Genomic DNA, 15,378 nt, shown 5'->3' with positions numbered 1-15,378 from the left:
TCGTCCAGGGATCAATCATAGTAGACTCTTTTGACACGCTCTCCTAAACGGCTTACCAGCTCGTTCGTAATGGTTTTGCACTGTTGGGCCATTTCCTCGGCAGTGATACTCTCGTCTTGATCTCTACCGATAAAGGTCACAACGTCCCCTTTTTGCACCTCTTCCATATCTGTAATGTCTACAATAAGCTGATCCATACAGACTGAGCCAATAATCGGTCTCCTTTTTCCTCTGATCAGGCAAGTAGCCTCCGCTTGTGACAGCATACGCGGAATCCCGTCTGCATATCCGATGGAAACGATGGCAATCTTACTGTCTTGCTGCACGCTGTAGGCGCGTCCATAGCCCACGAAGGCTCCTTTTTCCACCTGTTTCACCTGCACAACTCTTGCTCTCAGTGATAACACAGGGCGTAGATCGACGCTTGCTTTTACCTTGTCTCCCTGATTGCTCAACATCCCGTAGAGAGCAATCCCCATTCGAGCATAATCATAATGCAGCTCCCCATAATTCAGCACACCGTAGCTGCTTTGGACGTGCAACTTCTGTGGATCGATCCCCATATCTTTCAACTGTTCGATCACGTTCTGGAAATGGGCGATTTGATTTTTCGTGTATGCGATATCCGAAGCTTCCAAACTGTCAGCCACACTCAGATGCGTAAAGGTACCGCATACCTGCAAATTTTTATATCGATACATGGCCGCAATTTTTTCCGTGTGTTCCCAAGATTCCCCGAGTCTCCCCATGCCCGTGTCGATCTTGATATGAACAGGGATTTTCACGTTGTAACCATTCAGTTTTTGGGCATATTCGTCATCTACTACGGTTTGCGTCAGTTTGAACCGGGCGATTTGGCGTATCCGTCGCTCATCGGTATAGCCAAGGACCAGAATCTGCCCTTTTACGCCATTCTTCCGTAGCTCGATCCCTTCATCGATTGTGGCAACAGCGAAGTGATCAATCCCAAACTTGTTTAAATACCTCGCGACTTGCCACCCGCCGTGACCATATGCCTGCGTCTTCACGACTGCCATCACCGCACATTCCTTCGGGAGAACCCGCTGGATTTCCCTGACATTATGTTGGAGATGAGGAAGATGGATATCCGCCCATGCTCGTCCTGTTTGATCCGGTTTTCCACCTCGAAAGCGCTGGATCACCTTCATCGCCATCACAGAAAGAACAAACGACAACACCGTGACCAGCGTAAAATGCACCAAGCTGTTTTCAACAAGCAGCCACGTCAGTCCCGTTACTTTGGCCGCTGCGCGAATAAGCACAATACATAGCGGATGAATGACATAAACATACAGGCTCAGCTTTCGTAAGGCTGGGCGATTTCTGCCTTTCCAGAACAACAGAAGTTGAAAGAGAAAATACATGCACGGTATCAAAAAAATATACATACTGTCATGGCGTTGCAGCTGAAAAGCGTGCAAAAGCAAGCCTTCTATAACTAACATGCTTCCGAACAAAACAAACCCGATGGCATACGGTGTGACCTTTTTCTTTTTCCGTCTGCGGGTATTGGCAATCATCCCTCCCATGACTACAAAAACCGGGGCAAAAAATATACCGTTCCGCGTGTAATCAAACAGGGTAAACATCGATTGATAGAAACTGTCCACATACGGATTCATCTGGGCAAATCCAAAGTAACTGTCTCCCAACAGCCCGATGCCATACAGCAGCATGGTCACCCAAAACGTTTTCCATGCGGATAGTCTTGTATACAAAAAGGTACTGATACACACCCCCAGCATGATGCCAGGGAAATACCACAGATGATACAGGGTCCCGTTAAAAAGGAGGTCTTTTACCACCGAAAACACGGTCAATTGATCCGTAAAATACCCTGCGTACACATTCACAGGAAGATAGAGAAGGATCGAAAGCAAATATAGCTTTCCTACTTTCCATAAAAACTGCTTCAGCAAGTACGCATTTCTGGTGCGATCCGTACCAAGCTTTTGCAAGAAGAAAAATCCTGTGCACATAAAGAAAAACGGAACCGCCACCCTGGCTATTGTTCGTGTCAGTGTAAAATCAGCCCATTCGTTTATGGACAGCAGGGGAGAAGTATGGACTGCGATGACAAGGATCGCTGCGATGATTCGGAATTGATCCAGCCCGCCATACTGCTTTTCACTACCCACGTTCATCGTGCCTCCTGATGAAACACCGTGATGATAAATCCATCCACATTGTTGCCCGATATTTCGTATCTCTCACCAGCCACAACCGGGATGTGCGTAACGGTATCGGTAGCCTTTACATAGTAGATTTCAATACTCTCCTCATCCACTAGCAAATGCTCCTGATGGAATTCGTAGTTTTTCACATACTCGATATACTCTTCCAGACAAAGCTGAAGCTTTTCCATTAAAGCAGCATGCGGATAGCCCACATACCGAAAATGCCAAGGCTCATCCGAAATGCCTGTCAGCTGTTCCTTGTCTTTGTCGTAGCGTTTGATAAACCCATATTGACTGGCACGTTGGCGAAACAGTTGGCATACGCCATGATCGGGAAAAGAAGGGCAAATAAAATCGATCTCTTCCTTCTTTTCCCCTACATCAATCGCAAGCCCGGTCTGATGTTCACTTTCATTCGGACGTGCTACAAATTTACTAGTAAACACCTGTCCATTTTCGAGCAAGGATTGATCATAGATATCCGTTTGTTCCGCCTTGCTGCGAAAGCCACTGACTGGCACGATTGTCTGCTGTGCGTTGCAGGCTTTCAGCAGCTTGGCAAGCATCTTCGCAGCCGTGTTTTCTAGCATAATATTGTTGTGTGTTCCATCAATCAGCCGCATGCGGTTAAGTAGAATACTGTCGTCTGTTTGCCAGCGGATCGGGTACTGGCGATTCACCAGAATCAGATGGCCGTGATGTAAATTGTCGCTGTTCAAAGAAATCGTAGAGACGTGAAGTTGTGTCATCGATTAGTCCTCCTCCAACGCTAGCATAATCAACGTATCAAGAAGCTCTTTATAGGAAATTCCCGCTGCACGCAGCATGCTTGGATACCTGCTTTTCGAGGTAAAACCGGGGATCGTATTCACTTCGTTAAACACAATGTCCCCGTCTGGTGTGACAAACATATCCACGCGAGCGAAGCCACGACAGCCAAAAACCTGATAGAGATGGGTAGCTGTTTGCTTGATTTTATGAGCGCGTTCTTCGTCAATTCTTGCTGGGACATGAATGTGGGCAGTCTCCAATGAATACTTTTCCGTATAGTTAAAAAAGCCTTGGAGCAATTCGATTTCATCCACTTCTCCCACAATGACCTCACGATTTCCTAGTACCGCGCATCCTACCTCAAATCCCACAATGTTTTCCTCGATGACTACTTTGTCATCATGCTGAAAGGCGTTTTCTATACCGATAACCAATTCTGATGTGCTGTATGCTTTCGTAATCCCAATGGAAGACCCTGCCTTTGCAGGTTTGACATACAAAGGGAATCCCAGTGCTTCGGTGGCAGATTGAACAGTTGCAAGATCAGTATTGGGATAAACGGTAACGGACCTTGGCGTTTTGATACCGGAGCTTTCCGCCAGCGTGTGAGCGATATCCTTGTCCATACAAATCGCAGAGGATAGCGTGTGACAACCGACAAATGGAATTCCAGCAAGCTCCAACAGTCCTTGCACCGTTCCATCCTCGCCGTTTTTACCATGCAAAATCGGGAATACCACATCAACCTTTGTGACCGTCATGGCACCGTTCTCCTGTGCAACAATTCCCCGCACTTGTCTGCAAGGAGAGAGAAAAGCAGACACGCACTCCTCGCTTTGATGCCAACTGTCATTCCGAATGCTTTCGATGCTACCGGTATATCGCAGCCATTGCCCTTCCCTCGTAATCCCTAGCAAAATCACTTCGTACTTTTCCTGACACAAGCTTTCCAGCACCGAACTCGCAGATTTAAGGGATACTTCATACTCCGAGGAACATCCTCCAAACAAAATCGCTACAGTCAATTTCTTCATATCATTCACTCCCTCTATTATTTGTTCACGTAGCTGGTTACAATCACACCGCCCATGTTGTCGCCTGAAATCTTATAGTTGCTAGTCATCGGTACTTTGATCGGCATCTCTTGATCGACAGGGTAGTAGTTAATTTCATAGATCTTCCCATTGCTTGTCATGGAGATACTTCTTTTATCTTTTACGTAATCCAGATATTCTTCCAGCGAAAAGTTATTCTGCTTCATGATCGCGCTATGCGGCAAGCCGACATACCGGAAGTGCCAAGGCTCGTATGCCGTTCCTGTAATGGCTATCTTGTCCTTTGGGTAGCGCAAAATAAAACCGTACTTCCACGAGTTATCTGCCAGCCATTTGCCCTCAGGAGCATGCTCCATTTTCATTTGCGTCGATCCAATATCAAGAGCGGAACCTACGTTATGTTCGCTGTAACCGCTCGGCAACGCGTACTCAGGTCCCATTTCTGCATACAGCTGATCTTGTTCTTCCTTGCCTCGATAACCGCTGTTCAGGATAAAGTGGCTCACGTTATCTTGCTGCGCATCTTCGACCATCTCCAAAAACACTTTGGCTACACGCTCTGACACTTCGATTCTGTGATCGAGCAAACGATAGCCTTGTAACAGTTCTTCATGCTCAGACAACCGAACAACATCATTTTTTACCCCTGCCTCATGAACCGGATACTCTTTATTGACCAAGAGAAGGTCTCCCTGATAAATTTGATCTTTTGTTATTTGTATCGATTGTTGCTCCACCTCAGTAGCCTCTCCCAACGTGTCAATATGTCCCCCGACATTAGGTGGTCCATCTGCTATTTTTTGAATCACGATATATCCAAAAAGCAAGAGAATGACAAACAAAAAAATCCTCTTTTTCAATTACAGTTCCCTCCTTCACTTACACATGTAGGATAGGGAAAACTGTTAAAATAAAAAGTAGGGTAAATATAAAATATTTATAAAGATGTCCATTCATTTTTATAAAGTTGCTAGCTTGATGGAAAGGAGAAGGTCAGCAGCATGAATAAAACAGACCGTTTGTTGGCAATCGTTCTGGAGCTGCAGCGCAAAGGTACGTTACGCGCAGAAGATTTGGCCGCGACCTTCGAAACGAGTGTCCGGACGATATATCGTGATATGCAGGCGCTGAGCGAAGCAGGCGTCCCCATCGTTGGGGCACCGGGCCAAGGCTACTCGTTAATGGAAGGGTATTTCCTGCCGCCCGTCAGTTTTTCGGTAGAAGAAGCCGTTGCACTCTTGATCGGAGCAGACTTGGTCGAGCAAGCATTTGACCAAAATTTTGGCAACAGCGCAAGAGCGGTACAGCGTAAAGTAGAAGCAATCTTGTCTGCGGATGTAGGCGAACAAGCGAGCCGTATCCGTTCAACCTTTCGCCTCTTAAGCCCTGGAGCCAACAATCAGCGCGAGCAGGAAAAAGCGCATGCACAACTCCTCCACGATGCGATCATCAATGGGCGAAAGGTGCGGTTCCGCTATCGGAGAGGCACACCTGGGGAGGGTGAAAATCGCGAAACGGTACGTGACGTTGCTCCATATGGTCTGGTGCTGGTTCGGGGTTCTTGGATACTGCTCGCTCATTGCGACCTGCGACAGGATATTCGCCGATTCCGACTGTCACGCATGAGCGGACTGATCGTATTGGAAGACAGCTTTATCCTCCCTGACCATTTCAATTTTGATGATTACAAGCCTCTCGACGATCGATCCCTCGAGGTGCAGATCGTAATCAGTACAGCTATCGCTGATCGGGTAAAAGAATCGGGCTATTATTATATAGAAGAGATAGCGGAGCATCCGGACGGCTTTCTCGTCAGATTGCGCGTCAGACAAATCGAAGAAATATTGTCCTGGGTACTTGGGCTGGGGGCAGATGCGATTGTTCTTACGCCTGAATCCTTGCGTAGCCAAATTCGCGAAGAAGCCAAAAAATTATTCGAGCGCTACTGACATACTGCTGTCAGTAGCGTTTTTTTATAATATCGGTAAGTAAAACTTCTTCGGGTTTCTTCCCGATATTACGGAAAACATTCCGCTAATACGCGGTCGCTCATCCTTGAGCAAGCCTCGATAGAAGTTTTCGTATGATAAAAGCAAGAAAACCAAGAGGAGCTGATTCACCCATGAATGCAAAGGAAATCGTAAACAAACTTGAAGACGTGACAAACCACTACTTGCACGAATTAGAAGGCTTCACCATGGAACAACTCTTGCAAAAACCAAGTGAAGAGGAATGGTCGATCGGCCAAATGTACCTTCACTTAATCCAATCTGCCCGCTATATGCAACTCGGAAGTATCGAGAAATGCAGACAAGGAGGTCCTGCTGTCACAGAAGCAGGTACCGAAAAATCCGAGATCGGGCAGACGATATTTGCTCAAGGCTCCTTGCCTCCCGTTCGCGTGAAAGTCCCTGCCTCCCCGGAGTACACACCTGCACAACCAGAGAGCAAGGAACAGTTGCGTGATGGACTCATCCACGTACTTACACAAATGAAAGAGCTGGAACCGATTCTGGACGAAATTCCTGCGCATTACACGGTGGCTCACCCAGCCTTCGGTCCGCTAACGGCAAAGGAATGGTTTGCCGTCGTAGAAATGCACTATCGCCATCACCTGCTCCAGCTCAACCGACTAAAAGGCTAGTTTTTTTCTCCAAACATACCCGCAAGCTTTTGATAGGTCGGCGGAAACTCTGCTTGATAGCGCAAGAAGGACGGGATCGGATAGCGGATTCCGCCTTTTTGCGTTCCCACTAATCCCTCAACCAGCTCAGCGGCATCGCGAAAATGAAAGCTGAAAGCCATCTCGTGATCCTGTGTCTGGGCAAACAATCTGTCGCCATAACACGGTACGATCACTTGCGGCTGTCCAGTCTGGATCGGCTTGATTGCGATGTCCGCACAGTCGGCCCGACTGGAAAAGGTGGATGGAATCGATCCACCGCGCTTGTACAACATCCCCGCCACCAATCGCATGACTTGTGCCGCATTGCCGTAAATCACGACGACATCTGGCTCGATCTCTGCCCGCTCCAGCGGAAACGACACGTAGTACCCGCTTTCTTCTGCGGAAAATTTCGGGACGTCCAGCTCACTTTTCGCCCCATTTTCCAATGAATCTGTGTACATCCCACAGGCGAGATGCCCCTCTGAATAAAACGTCGGTTGCTCTTCATAGCCAAAAGCCACCTGCGCGATTGGACAGGACAGATCAGCTCCATTCATCGCAATACTCCAGCCGTAACGCCGTGAAAAACCTACAGCTTGGCAAATGGTAATTGGATAACCGAGATCACGTACAGGTCGCTTTGCCTTGGACGGCAGAGCGGCTTCTTCTTTTTGGATGCTAACTCCCACGGGAAATGTCTCTGTCCTCACATACATTTGAAGTGCTTGATTCAGTTCGTTGGCGTTCATTCCATGTACCTCCTCGTTTTTCACATACGCTACTCATACTCCGAATTTTTCGTCTTTTTCTCCTGAAGTCCTGTCACTTCCTTCATTTTTCTCGAAGCTTACAAGATCGTAAGGTAATGGAAAGGTTAATCGATAGGGAGTCGAAACAATCCCTGTTAGGATACAAGAAGACTACACGTATTACTTGGTATGGCTGGAGGGTTCTCAATGAAAAAGTTCGCATGGCTGGGCACGGCACTTCTCGTCTTTCTGTTAATGGGCTGCTCATCCAGCTCACCAGATGCAGTACAAGGGCTCGGAAAAGAAGAAGCGGCGCAAATCGCTGCAGCCGCTGTTAGACAATATTATCAGGTGGATGTTGATACGAATGATCGGGAAATTACGCTGGAGGACCCAGCCAACTCGGTATACAGAGGAGTACCTATCCACGCCATACTGAAACGCGAACCTGTGAACGGCGATGTCCATGGCTTTCACGCCATCATTGAACCAAGGTCAAAGCAAATCCTATCCCTGTCGATTGACGTGATTGGAATAAACGGAGAAAAGGCGACAAAAACGATGACGGAAGCCGATTTGGAAAAGACAGCATCTGATTTCATCCGCTCGAAAAACCTGCTTGCGACGAACGACTTTCGATTCGTCAAAGCTTCTGACGCTCATTCCAATGACGCCAAGCGCTACTTTTATTACACAGATGGCCAGAAAGACTTGGCAATCGGGGTGGACCCGGGCCTGCAACAGGTCGTTACGTTCACGTATGATTGACGCACCCTATCCCTTTACATTTACAATGGGTTCTCCGTTGCGACCGCAATCGCTTTTGTAACGGAGAACCCATTGCTGTTAGTTTCCGCTGTATTTATCCTCAATTTCCTCTCTCATTTCCTGATAGGTCTCAGTTGTGAGACTCACCAAGTAATTGGTAAGCTCCTCCTTGGACTGCGTAGCCAACGCTTCTCTTTCTTGCCTTTTCCCAGTAAGGTACTCCCTCGCTTCATTGCCAATCTTGCCGCTCGCAGACAAATGCTCGATCGCCATTCCGATATTCAAGCTCTCCCGCCAGTTTTTCTCGTACCAGTCCCGGTCGTAAGCATCCACCCACTTTTTGCGATCGATCAGCACAGCGTCTGCTTCTGTCAAAGCATCCCGCTTCCACTGCTCCCACTTCTGGGCAATTTCTTTCGCGCGTTCCAGCTCTTGCTTGAACTGCTCGCGGTTCGTCACATTTGCATACAGACCTTCTGAGGCGTGGGCGATCTCCTTCAATTGCTTCTGCCCTTCTGCATTCACGTCGAAGCCGATGACGTTCAACAACGGCATAATTTTGGACTGGGACAATTCCTTGGCTACTGCCACTGGATTGCCATCGCAAGTCTCGATACCGTCACTGACCAGATAGATGACATTCGTATTTTTATCCGCTTCGAATCCCGCCAAATCTTCCTGAGCGAGACGCAAGGAGTGCGCAATCGAGGTCCAGCCCGTCGGCTCAAACATGTCAAGTGCATGCTCAAGACCTTTCGCATTGTAGGCTTGCAATGGATAGACCATCTCACTGCTGCTACAGGAGAGCTGTTTATGCTCATCTGCATTGCTGCCCTTATGTCCATATACGCGCAACGAGATTCTCGCCTCTTCAGGTAGTGCTTCCGCAAATTCCTTGATCGCTTCCTTGGCGAGCTGCATTTTCGTTTTGTCTCCAATTTTCCCAGCCATGCTGCCGCTTGCATCTAGGATGATTTCGACGTTGAAATTTTCCCGAAACTGAAAGCGGGCGTCCTCGATGTCAGGACTGCCATACGAAGCCATTCTCCAACGGTCGACAACCATTTGGGGACTGAGGTAATCCTCGGCAAACAGGGTGAGTAGCTGATTCCAGTACAAATCCATGTAAGCTTCATTCATCCCGTCGACCAGAGTAGGCATTTTATCCAAAACCTGTATGATCTCAGCTCGATGCGGATAAGCTGCGTGGAAAAATTGTGTGCCAGCAAGCGGTCCGGGCTGGGAAGCAATTAATTCCTGCGTCGTCTGCGGCCATTGCTTTTGCCCGATCCCTGTACTCGCTCCTATTGCGCCTAGTGAACAGCCCGAAAGCAGCAGCATGATCAAGATACTGTTGATCATGAGCGCCATCCGCATTTTTTGTAGCTTTGTTGTCATGCCATTTCCTCCAACAATCATCATCCAAGAATAGGGATATTGATGTAAAACCAGTTGTTCACCTCATCAATAAAACCGATCCGTCTGCTTTCCCCTGTCTGGTAGATTTGCTCAGAATAGGCAGGAATGAAGTCAAACCCCATCGATTCCGATTCGTACTTTACAGAAGTTGTTACTTCAATCCGATTGTCACTGTTGAATAATTTGACGGACGAACCGCTGAGCGTTGCATGGTTATCCGATAGCACTTTGGCAACCACGCCAGGAATTTTGCTGGCCGCGTTACTCAACCCTAGACTTACATATCCCTGCAACTCAACATTGCCTGGCAACGAGCTACTCAATACCGAGTCAATCACGCCGTATTCCATTTCACTATGAGACCAATCCGGATGTGCAGCTCTCATCTGACTCCTAGCGGCTATTTGCTTCAGGTAGAGATAATCATAGTCATAATTCCGAGCGGGTGACGCATCATAGATTTCAATAGCCCGCTCCATCTCATCATAAATATCTTTCACCGCCGCAATACTTGCCTGCTGCGCACTATTCGACGCCTGCTCCTTGTCTACAAAAATGCCAGAAAAGTTGAAAAGCGCGACAAACACCAGCATGAACATGAACCAGTAAATCGTCAGGGTGAAGATCGTCATATTTCCACGTTCGTTTTGCAAATGACGCAGTATACGTATCATCTAGTTCATCACCCTGCTCTTCATTTCCCGATCAATTGAGATATATCGATCTTCCTTTTTGATATAGAGCCAATCAGGAAGAAACCCCAGCTCCATCTGTACGCCGACCTTGGCGGTAAAATATCCGTTGCCTTCCCCTGTGATATCGCCCTCATTGAAGGAAATGTAGCCTCCTGCCGCGTTCACCACGTTTTTGGCAGCTTGTATCGCTTCTCCCGAGTTTCCCGTTATAGCGTACACCTTCGCCGCCTCATTTGCTGCCGACTGAGAGATGATAACGCCGTAGACGCCCACAAGAAACTGCCAGCAAATCAGCATGATCAGAAAGACGAACGGCAGTATGGCGATAAACTCTACGGTGACCGAGCCCTTTTCATTGGAAACGATCTTCTTCAGGCGCATTCTTCGCTCATCTCCTCTCGAACTTATTTGCAAGCTACCTTTCATCAAGCAGTAATTCCCCCGACATAGCCGCCTCCGCTCCTGCTGCCTCGTCTGTCCATTTATTCACGTACATCGTGAACATGACCGCAAAAAACGGAAGAACAATCACATTGAGCAACAACTCAATAAACATGACCGCCCCGAAGGTCGCCGTAATCGACGTGACGAGGAACAATCCAGCCAAACTGATTAGCCATTCCACCAAGCTCACCATCAGCAACAGGCCAAAGATTTGGACAAAATGCTTTTTGCCCATTTCCATGGCAGCTCGCCAGCAACGCCAAGCCGATTGTTTTTTCAGCACCACAAAAAACGGCGTCAAATAGAACAAGATCAAAAGAATCAACCCAGGTATCATGAACAACATCATTCCTGTAGAGACAAGAAAGCTAAACACGATCCCAAATACGAACACGGAAAAGCTGTGTTCAAAAAAAGTCCGAAATGCCTTTCGAATCGGACGCTCATCACCGTCCAGATCACTTTGGACATACTGGGCAAAAGGGATCTGGAGGATCAGCAAAAACAGAAGAAGTAAAAACAGATTGAAAAAGCTTGCTACGAATTTGGCTCCCGTGATCGCGGCGATCAGATTCAGGTAGTTCAGCGTAAAGTTGTGGATGATAAAAAATGGAACCACGAGCACGGCGGACAAGAGCAGCAAAGATTCGATGTTTCGCGCGTAAAAACGGATGCTCTCTTTGAAGGGATGCATATGGGTTTCTCTCACCTTTCCTGTTAAGGGTTTCGCAGTTTATCCATCAGCCCGTTTTCCAAGATGGTCATATTCAGCTTCTCGTGGGCTTCCCGCAACTGTGCAACCGAATGGAAAGATTCATGTTTCCCTGTCGTATGCGTCTCAAAGCTTTTCACGGATTCATCGGCAATGTTTCGCAGCGTTTTGTCTTTGTATACAGAGAGCAAGTCGTGCAGCTTTTTTCGTTTCTGCTCCTGTACCCGATCCAGTTCTACTCGATTGGATTGGAAAAACTGATAAAGGCGGTCCACCGAGTCTTTGATCAGCACCTGCTTACGAATGCGATCATACAAAATGTAGTCGGATTCAAATAAAACATCCCGTAATGCCGTTTCTTCTCCTGCGATGACGTAGTTGCGCGCGAAGAATTGATTAAGCAGATCCATCCCTCGATCATAAATGGCCCTTAGTTGCTCCCGGCTCTCCATCATGGTTTTGCAAACGTCGATAAGCTTCTCTGCATCTTGCCGAATCACAGCGTCCATCTTATCCTGGTAGCTAGGCATCAGCGCTTTCAGATACTCGTATTTTTGCTCGTACATTTCAATCGGCTTCTCTATATCAATGGCCAGATTGTTTTTAATCTTGCGACCCGCATGTGCATGCACCAAAAACAGCTTCACCACGGGCTCTGCTTCCTTGCTGCGAACCACTTCACCATCCGGTCGCAGCACCAAGTACCCGACAGCGTCTTTTTTCCCCCATCTCCAGTACGCTACATGGTAGTAATATTCTCCATCTACGTAGGCTGGGTAATTATACAGCTCTGTCCTCTCTAAAAAACGCTTATTCCGCTCGACCTGAGCCTGCACCTGTGGTGTATTCACGACTTTCATAGCAAAGGACCTCCGTTACGCAAATAAGGATTTCACCCAGCCAACCGCTTTTCCGACCCCATCCCGGATTCCACGAGTAATCGCTCCTCCGGCTAGCTTGTCAGCGTACTTCACAAGTTTGCTCAATCCCCACAAAACCGCACCGGTGACAACAAGCACACCACCTACCGCCTGCCCACCCGGTATGACGGAAGCAATGACTCCTGCATCCATCAGCACACTGCCGAAATTACCGGCGCCATCCACAAATTTCTCATTTTGCGTGGCTTCACTCTGGCTCGAATCAAATGCAGTGCTAAAACTTCCAAAGGTATCCATGATATCAAATGGAAGGCTGATCGCTGCTACGCCAACATTTAAGCCTTTCACTATCCCCGGCATTCTGACGCCGGATGGATTTGCAGAATTCGTGAGCTGACCGCCTTGGAAGATATCCCGAAAACTGTTATTCGGCAATTGTGCCAACACAAACTGATAGTTGGCCCACGCGTTCATCCCGTCGAGTGAATCGACACCCAAGCCAGTTACCGTGTTTACATACGGCGTATTTTTGAAGGCAAGATCAAGGCCCTTTATCGCCAGATCTCCCAAAAACAAGGCTTTGCCACGAAGTCCCGCCGCCATGTCTATTTCGCCATTCATGAGCAAATCAGCGCTGTATTTCACCGTTCCGCCCATGACGTCCTTGAACGTCCATTTGACTGCACCGTATTCAAGCGTCTCCGTCATCGGCTTCGAGCTATCAGGATCGACGCCGGGCTGCTGCGAAGAAGGCATCTGTACATTCGGTGCAGGTGCGGTTGCATTTGGCGCTTGCGGGTTCGAGTAATTGACGCTTGGTCCCTGTAAATCAGGTGCCTGCGGATTTGTCCAATTCCAATTTGGTGCTTGTGGATTCGGTTGATCCCAGTTCGGCGCCTTCGGGTTCAAATTTTCCCAATCAGGAGCCTGCGGGTTTATTTGTTCCCACTGCGGCGCTTGTGGGTTAAGCTGCTCCCATTGTGGCGGCTCCAGATTCGGTTGATCCCACTTCGGAGCCTCGTATTGCAGCCCTTGATACTGAATGGAAGATGCTAGGCCCACCAGTGGAAACAGATTCATCACAAGAATCAGAAAGGCGAAAGTAGCCGCTGCCATTGGGCCTCTTACCCATTTCCTCACTTCACAAACCTCCTTTTGGAGATTTCGTCTCTAGTTCGATTTCGTATGTTGTGCAAACTTCTGGTTGATCGCATCCACGGCTTCCTTATAGGACTTCTCGTTCAAGGTATCCAGGAATTGCTCCAGTTCATCTGCCTTTTTCTGCGCGATCACCAGCTGCTCATCGTTCAACTTCCGCAGATGATCAGCGAACTCATCTGAAATCATGCTGTTTGCATCCATGGTCATGATCGCAGATGTTAGTTCATGATTTTCCCGTTTGGCGATACGGCTCCATTTCAAAGCGAAGTGACTAATGTCGATCGATCGAGAACTACGAGTGGATACGGCTTGATGGGATGCATTGGCTTTCCACTCTTTCCACTTGTTCGCGATTTCTCTCCCACGATTGAATTCGTCCTGCAGCTCCTTCTGATCTTGAATCAGAACATAGCGGCCTCCTGCTGCCTTCGCGACGTCTTTCAACTGCTGCTGCCCCGGACCGTCTACACCAAATCCAATCACGTTAATAATCGGCGTAATCTCTGATTGGGCCAATTGTTTGGCAGCTTCCACTGGGTCACCATCGCATGTTTCGATTCCGTCACTAACGAGGAAGATCATATTCGTGTTCTTGTCTCCAGGCAATTTGCTTAAATCCTTTTTGGCTTCCTGCAAGGAGTAGGCAATCGGGGTGTATCCGGTAGGTTGGAACTGATTCAAGGATTGCTGCAGTTTTTCTTTGTTATAAGACTGCATCCCGTATACCAGTTCACTGCTGCCGCAAGATAGTGCTTTATCCGACTCTTTCCCGCTGCCCTTGTGTCCGTATACGCGCAGAGCGACATTCGCTTGCTCCGGCAATGATTCAGCAAAGGCTTGAATCGCTTCTTTGGCCGCATCCATCCTCGTCTTGCCGCCCGATTTTGCCGCCATGCTGCCACTCGCGTCCAGAATAATCTCCACATTGTAGCTTTCCTTGAACTTGAACCTCGGATCATCGATGTCCGGATTCCCAAATGAGGCCATTTTCAGTTCATCAATCATCTGTTGCGGATCAGGATAGCTTTGGGCAAACAACCCCAACAAGGCAAGGTAGTACTTGTTCACCATCTCTTCATCCGAGTTTTCAACAGTTGGGAACTTCTTAAGTTCAGGCAATATTTCTTCCCTGTTGTTGTCATACGAAACCCCGGAAAAGCGTCCTGGCGGTGAACTGACGAAGTCCTCTGTCGTTTCCCGCTTTAGCGGAATACCTTCCTGTGCCATTGCCTCTAACGCTTTTACTTTTTCTTCTCGCGTCAGCTCGATATTTGTTTCTCCTGTTTGGTCTGGCGGTTGGCTTTGCGAAGGCGATGTTTCCGTACTTGGTGGAACAGAAGGATTTTGTCCCTCTGTGTTCTGGGAAGTCTCCGGTTGATTGTCCGCCTCTTGCGAACACGCCGTTAACAGGCTCAACAGGAGGATCACTGCAATTATTCCCTTCACGAGTCTCATCAAAGTGCTACCTCCTGCTTGATTTCGACTTGCTATGTAAGAGCGTCGTATGTTTCAGGTGGTGAAGAAACATTCCTTCACCACCTCTTTTCCATATGCTCATCAACAAAAAAGCATTCAATGGATGATTAATTTCCGTCTAATTTTTTGATGATATTGCTAAGCGTATCCCCAATCGATTCTCCAACGAGTGCCGGGTTACCATTAAAGTAAGTAATCACCGCTCCAAACACAGCGATCACCACACCCGCCAATGCGATCCACTCAATTGCTTGCGCCCCTCTTTCATTTCCCAGAGCTCCTTGACCTTTTGTATACCATTTCAACATCATGCTTTTCATGAAAAATCTACTCCCCCTCATTATTTGGATGATGAATAAATAAAGAACTGTGCACTCCCAT

Annotated in this window: 16 protein-coding genes; 3 read left to right on the top strand and 13 right to left on the bottom strand. The window is 47.8% G+C overall.

Annotated elements, in window-relative coordinates; all coding sequences use genetic code 11:
* Nucleotides 1-11 precede the first annotated feature (11 nt).
* The 4 genes from vanT to ACFYU8_RS24300 are packed head-to-tail and all read right to left on the bottom strand — an operon-like array spanning nt 12 to nt 4,884.
* Nucleotides 12-2,165: a serine racemase VanT catalytic subunit gene (gene vanT / locus ACFYU8_RS24315; RefSeq protein WP_390304614.1), complete on the bottom strand. Its 2,154-nt coding sequence runs from the start codon at nt 2,163-2,165 to the stop codon at nt 12-14.
* Nucleotides 2,162-2,947, bottom strand: coding sequence for a M15 family metallopeptidase (locus ACFYU8_RS24310; protein WP_390304616.1), 786 nt, complete (start codon nt 2,945-2,947; stop codon nt 2,162-2,164). Before ACFYU8_RS24310 ends, vanT begins: the two co-directional genes overlap by 4 nt.
* A gap of 3 nt (nt 2,948-2,950) precedes the next feature.
* The gene (gene vanG, locus ACFYU8_RS24305) at nt 2,951-4,003 is read right to left on the bottom strand and encodes a D-alanine--D-serine ligase VanG (protein WP_390304618.1); all 1,053 of its coding nucleotides are present in this window, start codon (nt 4,001-4,003) and stop codon (nt 2,951-2,953) included.
* Between the two features lie 17 nt (nt 4,004-4,020).
* Nucleotides 4,021-4,884, bottom strand: a complete 864-nt coding sequence (locus ACFYU8_RS24300; RefSeq protein WP_390304620.1) for a M15 family metallopeptidase — start codon at nt 4,882-4,884, stop codon at nt 4,021-4,023.
* Between the two features lie 141 nt (nt 4,885-5,025).
* On the opposite strand from ACFYU8_RS24300, the gene ACFYU8_RS24295 reads away from it, so the two are divergent.
* Nucleotides 5,026-5,973 carry a helix-turn-helix transcriptional regulator gene (locus ACFYU8_RS24295; protein ID WP_390304622.1) on the top strand — a complete coding sequence of 316 codons (948 nt, stop codon included), beginning with the start codon at nt 5,026-5,028 and terminating at the stop codon, nt 5,971-5,973.
* Between the two features lie 173 nt (nt 5,974-6,146).
* The gene (locus ACFYU8_RS24290) at nt 6,147-6,668 is read left to right on the top strand and encodes a DinB family protein (protein ID WP_390304624.1); all 522 of its coding nucleotides are present in this window, start codon (nt 6,147-6,149) and stop codon (nt 6,666-6,668) included.
* Here the strand turns inward: ACFYU8_RS24290 and ACFYU8_RS24285 are convergent.
* Entirely contained in the window at nt 6,665-7,441 is a 777-nt protein-coding gene (locus ACFYU8_RS24285; RefSeq protein WP_390304626.1) for a DUF169 domain-containing protein, read from the bottom strand. The genes ACFYU8_RS24290 and ACFYU8_RS24285 overlap by 4 nt on opposite strands.
* Before the next feature lie 207 nt (nt 7,442-7,648).
* On the opposite strand from ACFYU8_RS24285, the gene ACFYU8_RS24280 reads away from it, so the two are divergent.
* On the top strand, nt 7,649-8,209 hold the full coding sequence (locus tag ACFYU8_RS24280) for a hypothetical protein (RefSeq protein ID WP_390304628.1): 561 nt from the start codon (nt 7,649-7,651) through the stop codon (nt 8,207-8,209).
* A gap of 78 nt (nt 8,210-8,287) precedes the next feature.
* Here the strand turns inward: ACFYU8_RS24280 and ACFYU8_RS24275 are convergent, their stop codons facing one another.
* The 8 genes from ACFYU8_RS24275 to ACFYU8_RS24240 all read right to left on the bottom strand — a co-directional run bounded on the left by ACFYU8_RS24275 (nt 8,288) and on the right by ACFYU8_RS24240 (nt 15,317).
* Nucleotides 8,288-9,607, bottom strand: a complete 1,320-nt coding sequence (locus tag ACFYU8_RS24275) for a VWA domain-containing protein (protein WP_390304630.1) — start codon at nt 9,605-9,607, stop codon at nt 8,288-8,290.
* Nucleotides 9,608-9,627: 20 nt separating this feature from the next.
* The gene (locus tag ACFYU8_RS24270; protein ID WP_390304632.1) at nt 9,628-10,302 is read right to left on the bottom strand and encodes a Tad domain-containing protein; all 675 of its coding nucleotides are present in this window, start codon (nt 10,300-10,302) and stop codon (nt 9,628-9,630) included.
* A complete protein-coding gene (locus ACFYU8_RS24265) occupies nt 10,303-10,704 on the bottom strand; it encodes a TadE/TadG family type IV pilus assembly protein (protein ID WP_390304634.1) in 402 nt (133 codons plus the stop codon). It abuts the gene before it with no gap.
* A 34-nt stretch (nt 10,705-10,738) separates the two neighbouring features.
* The gene (locus ACFYU8_RS24260; protein ID WP_390304636.1) at nt 10,739-11,461 is read right to left on the bottom strand and encodes a YciC family protein; all 723 of its coding nucleotides are present in this window, start codon (nt 11,459-11,461) and stop codon (nt 10,739-10,741) included.
* A gap of 23 nt (nt 11,462-11,484) precedes the next feature.
* On the bottom strand, nt 11,485-12,339 hold the full coding sequence (locus ACFYU8_RS24255) for a hypothetical protein (RefSeq protein WP_390304639.1): 855 nt from the start codon (nt 12,337-12,339) through the stop codon (nt 11,485-11,487).
* 15 nt (nt 12,340-12,354) lie between these two features.
* On the bottom strand, nt 12,355-13,500 hold the full coding sequence (locus ACFYU8_RS24250) for a hypothetical protein (RefSeq protein WP_390304641.1): 1,146 nt from the start codon (nt 13,498-13,500) through the stop codon (nt 12,355-12,357).
* Nucleotides 13,501-13,530: 30 nt separating this feature from the next.
* On the bottom strand, nt 13,531-14,976 hold the full coding sequence (locus tag ACFYU8_RS24245; protein ID WP_390304644.1) for a VWA domain-containing protein: 1,446 nt from the start codon (nt 14,974-14,976) through the stop codon (nt 13,531-13,533).
* A gap of 128 nt (nt 14,977-15,104) precedes the next feature.
* Nucleotides 15,105-15,317 carry a hypothetical protein gene (locus tag ACFYU8_RS24240; protein WP_390304646.1) on the bottom strand — a complete coding sequence of 71 codons (213 nt, stop codon included), beginning with the start codon at nt 15,315-15,317 and terminating at the stop codon, nt 15,105-15,107.
* Between the last annotated feature and the right edge of the window lie 61 nt (nt 15,318-15,378).

The sequence above is a fragment of the Brevibacillus sp. NPDC003359 genome, assembly GCF_042878995.1.
Lineage (GTDB): Bacteria > Bacillota > Bacilli > Brevibacillales > Brevibacillaceae > Brevibacillus.
Note: the sequence above shows the minus strand (reverse complement) of the source record. Positions and strands in the feature narration are given on the sequence as shown.

Excerpts from the sequence above, each read along its gene's own strand:
- vanT (WP_390304614.1), bottom strand. The coding sequence starts at position 2,165 with ATGAACGTGGGTAGTGAAAAGCAGTATGGCGGGCTGGATCAATTCCGA.
- ACFYU8_RS24310 (WP_390304616.1), bottom strand. The coding sequence starts at position 2,947 with ATGACACAACTTCACGTCTCTACGATTTCTTTGAACAGCGACAATTTA.
- vanG (WP_390304618.1), bottom strand. The coding sequence starts at position 4,003 with ATGAAGAAATTGACTGTAGCGATTTTGTTTGGAGGATGTTCCTCGGAG.
- ACFYU8_RS24295 (WP_390304622.1), top strand. The coding sequence starts at position 5,026 with ATGAATAAAACAGACCGTTTGTTGGCAATCGTTCTGGAGCTGCAGCGC.
- ACFYU8_RS24290 (WP_390304624.1), top strand. The coding sequence starts at position 6,147 with ATGAATGCAAAGGAAATCGTAAACAAACTTGAAGACGTGACAAACCAC.
- ACFYU8_RS24285 (WP_390304626.1), bottom strand. The coding sequence starts at position 7,441 with ATGAACGCCAACGAACTGAATCAAGCACTTCAAATGTATGTGAGGACA.
- ACFYU8_RS24280 (WP_390304628.1), top strand. The coding sequence starts at position 7,649 with ATGAAAAAGTTCGCATGGCTGGGCACGGCACTTCTCGTCTTTCTGTTA.
- ACFYU8_RS24275 (WP_390304630.1), bottom strand. The coding sequence starts at position 9,607 with ATGACAACAAAGCTACAAAAAATGCGGATGGCGCTCATGATCAACAGT.
- ACFYU8_RS24270 (WP_390304632.1), bottom strand. The coding sequence starts at position 10,302 with ATGATACGTATACTGCGTCATTTGCAAAACGAACGTGGAAATATGACG.
- ACFYU8_RS24265 (WP_390304634.1), bottom strand. The coding sequence starts at position 10,704 with ATGCGCCTGAAGAAGATCGTTTCCAATGAAAAGGGCTCGGTCACCGTA.
- ACFYU8_RS24260 (WP_390304636.1), bottom strand. The coding sequence starts at position 11,461 with ATGCATCCCTTCAAAGAGAGCATCCGTTTTTACGCGCGAAACATCGAA.
- ACFYU8_RS24255 (WP_390304639.1), bottom strand. The coding sequence starts at position 12,339 with ATGAAAGTCGTGAATACACCACAGGTGCAGGCTCAGGTCGAGCGGAAT.
- ACFYU8_RS24245 (WP_390304644.1), bottom strand. The coding sequence starts at position 14,976 with ATGAGACTCGTGAAGGGAATAATTGCAGTGATCCTCCTGTTGAGCCTG.
- ACFYU8_RS24240 (WP_390304646.1), bottom strand. The coding sequence starts at position 15,317 with ATGAAAAGCATGATGTTGAAATGGTATACAAAAGGTCAAGGAGCTCTG.